Origin of the sequence: Pseudokineococcus marinus (genome assembly GCF_013004605.1) — a bacterium.
In the GTDB taxonomy this organism is placed as follows: domain Bacteria; phylum Actinomycetota; class Actinomycetes; order Actinomycetales; family Quadrisphaeraceae; genus Pseudokineococcus; species Pseudokineococcus marinus.
In genome coordinates this window covers 1-2,262 of the sequence record NZ_JABEMA010000405.1, presented here as the reverse complement: position 1 = coordinate 2,262, position 2,262 = coordinate 1, and the positions used below count along the sequence as shown (strand labels likewise).

Below are 2,262 nucleotides of genomic sequence, written 5' to 3'. Positions count from 1 at the left end.
CCGCCGCCCGGTCGGCGGCGCCGTAGCGTGGCCGCGTGGGCGACGGGGACGGGTGGGTGCGGACGGCCTCGGGCGCCCGCCGCTGGGGCCTCCACGGCGCCGCGGGACTCCTGCTGCTGGCCGACGGCGCCGGCGGCGCCCCGGCGGGGCGCACCCACGCCCTGCTGCAGCTGCGGGCCGGGTGGACGCACCTGGGGGGCACGTGGGGGCTGCCCGGCGGGGCCGTCGACAGCCACGAGGACGCCGTCGCCGGCGCCCTGCGGGAGGCGTGGGAGGAGACCGGCGTCCCGGCGGGCGCCGTCGACGTCCTCGACCGCCGCGTCACCGCGGACCTCGGGGGGTGGACCTACACCGTCGTCCTCGGGCGCCTGCGCGGGGCCGAGGACGTGCGCCCGCACGCGGCGACGGCCGAGTCCGACGAGGTGCGCTGGGTCGCCCTGGCGGACGTGGGGGCGCTGCCGCTGCACCCGGGCCTCGCCACGACGTGGGACGGCCTGCGGTCCTGGGCCGCCGACGGGCGCCCGGGCGCCTAGCCCGCAAGCCGGGGCACCGGACCCGCCGGCCCTCCCGGGGCGGCCAGCAGCTCGCGCACGAGCGCCCCCACGGCCTCGACCTCGACGAGGAAGCCGTCGTGGCCGGCCGGGGACTCCAGGACGCGGACCGGCGGGCGGCCGGGCAGGGCGGCGGCGATGACCTCGCTGTCGCGCACCGGGTACAGGCGGTCGCTGCTCACCGCGGCGACCGTGGTCGTCGCCGTCACGCGCCCCAGGGCCGCGGCGACGTCGCCGCGGCCGCGCCCGACGTCGTGGCCGTTCATCGCCCGCACGAGCACGACGTAGGAGCCCGCGTCGAAGCGCCGGACCAGCTTGTCGGCGTGGTGGTCGAGGTAGGACTCGACGGCGTAGCGCCCGCCGCGGTACGGGTCCTCCCCCGGCTGCCCCGCCCGCCCGAACCGCTCGCCGAGCTCCTCCGCGCTGCGGTAGGTCGTGTGGGCGATGCGCCGCGCGACCCCGAGGCCGCGGTGCGGGCCCTCGCCGTCCGCGGCGCCGTGGTAGTCGCCGCCCGCCCAGCCGGCGTCACCCTCGACGGCGGCCAGCTGGGCCGCCGACCAGGCGATCTGGTCGGCGCTCGACGCGGCGCAGGAGGCGAGCACGAGGAGGCGGCGGACCCGCTCGGGGCGGTCGACGGCCCACTCGAGCGCCCGCATGCCGCCCATCGAGCCCCCCAGGACGAGCGCCCAGGCGCTGACCCCCAGGGCGTCGGCCAGCGCCGCCTCGGCGGCCACCTGGTCGCGCACGGTCGTGGCCGGGAAGCGGCTGCCCCAGGGCCGGCCGTCGGGCGCGGTCGACGACGGACCGGTGCTGCCCTGGCAGCCGCCCAGCACGTTGACGGCGACGACGCACCAGCGCCTCGTGTCCAGGGCCCGGCCCGGGCCGACCAGCGCGTCCCACCAGCCCGGGGAGGGGTGCCCCTCCCCCGCCGGGCCGCTGACGTGGCTGTCCCCCGTGAGGGCGTGGCAGACGAGGACGACGTTGCCGCGGTCGGCGTCGAGCTCGCCCCACGTCTCGTAGGCCAGGACGACGTCGGGCAGGACCTCGCCGGACTCCAGGGGCAGGTCGCCGACGGCGCAGAACCGGCGCCCGCCGACGGGGTCGCCCGGGCGCCAGGCCCCCGAGGCCGGCGGTGGCCCCACCTCTCCCGGAGCGCCCACCGTGGGGTCCCCCTCCGGCCCGCCCGTCGCCCGGGCCCGGTCAGTGGGGGCTCGGTCGGTGGGGGCCCGGTCGGTGGGGGCCCGGTCGGTGGGGGCCCGGTCGGTGGGGGTCTCGTCGGCGCGGGAGCCCGGGTCCGCGGTGGCGCCGGGGGCCGCGGGGCGGGACGCACGGGCCGCCGGTACGGGCGGGGACGCCGCCCGGACCGGGGCGAGCCCGGCGCCGGCGTCCGCCGTGGTGCCGCTGCGGGTGGTGGTCGACGTGCTGCCCACGGTCGTCTCCTCGGGACCCGGGGCCGTGCTCGCCGGCCCGCGCTTGCCCGCCGGGCTCCGACGGGCCAGGTCATCACCCGGGGCACCCCACCGCGGAGGAGGGTTGCCGCCCAGCGAGCCGGGGCTTGGCGCTGGGACTCATGACCTGCCTCGACGGTACCTGCGGCGCCTCGGGCCGCTCAAGCGCCCGTCGCGGCGTCCCACCGTGCGGACCGCCGGCGGCGCGGGCGGTGGGGGGCAGTCACCCGTCCGTCCCGCCGGCCACCTCGGCGGCGCGCCGC

2 protein-coding genes and 1 riboswitch are annotated in these 2,262 nt (G+C 80.9%); of the genes, one reads left to right on the top strand and one right to left on the bottom strand.

What is annotated here, in order from left to right; all coding sequences use genetic code 11:
• The first annotated feature begins 35 nt into the window (after positions 1 to 35).
• Positions 36 to 533: an NUDIX domain-containing protein gene (locus tag HLB09_RS16000; protein WP_171204306.1), complete on the top strand. Its 498-nt coding sequence runs from the start codon at positions 36 to 38 to the stop codon at positions 531 to 533.
• Here HLB09_RS16000 and metX read toward each other — a convergent pair.
• Positions 530 to 1,711 carry a homoserine O-acetyltransferase MetX gene (gene metX, locus HLB09_RS15995; protein WP_171204307.1) on the bottom strand — a complete coding sequence of 394 codons (1,182 nt, stop codon included), beginning with the start codon at positions 1,709 to 1,711 and terminating at the stop codon, positions 530 to 532. The genes HLB09_RS16000 and metX overlap by 4 nt on opposite strands.
• A gap of 304 nt (positions 1,712 to 2,015) precedes the next feature.
• A riboswitch (SAM riboswitch) is annotated at positions 2,016 to 2,127 on the bottom strand.
• Positions 2,128 to 2,262 lie beyond the last annotated feature (135 nt).